The 650-nt window shown below is 70.3% G+C and carries 1 protein-coding gene; it reads right to left on the bottom strand.

Annotation, left to right across the window (positions count from 1 at the left end):
* Positions 1-650, bottom strand: a 650-nt coding sequence (eutB, locus tag JK635_RS28300; RefSeq protein WP_202653519.1) for an ethanolamine ammonia-lyase subunit EutB, incomplete at both ends; no start/stop codon positions are given.

Here is a 650-nt window from a genome sequence, read left to right as displayed (position 1 = left end):
GCAGCCCTGCATCGGGATGTCGAAGCGGGTGCGCACCTCGTCGAGCATGCGCCACAGCGGCAGCAGCGCCTGCAGCGAGTCGCTGGCGGGATTGATGCCTACCACCGCATCGCCGGCGCCGTACAGCAGGCCGTCGAGCATGCTGGCGGCAATGCCGGCGACATCGTCGGTCGGATGGTTGGGCTGCAGCCGCACCGCCAGGTTGCCCGGCAGCCCGATGGTATTGCGAAAGCGGGTCACGACATGGCATTTGCGGGCGGCCAGCACCAGGTCCTGGTTGCGCATGAGCTTGCTGACGGCGGCGGCCATTTCGGGCGTGATGCCGGGCGCGGCACCGGCCAGCGCGGCGCTGCCGGTGGCGTCGTCGAGCAGCCATTCGCGCAGGCCGCCCACGGTCAGGTGCGCCAAGGGCGCGAAGGCGGCGGCATCATGGCTGTCGATGATCAGGCGGGTTACCTCGTCCTGTTCATACGGCACCAGGGCTTCATTGAGGAAGGCCGACAGCGGCAGGTCGGCCAGGGCCATGCGGGCGGCCATGCGCTCTTCGTCGCTGTCGGCGGCAACGCCGGCCAGGCTGTCGCCGGAGCGCGCCGGGCTGGCCCGGGCAAGCAGGGTCCTGAGGTCGTCGAAGCGATAGACACGCCGTCCCA

The organism is Neobacillus paridis (assembly GCF_016765675.1).
Lineage (GTDB): Bacteria > Bacillota > Bacilli > Bacillales > Cytobacillaceae > Neobacillus > Neobacillus paridis.
This window is presented reverse-complemented; position numbering and strand designations above follow the sequence as displayed.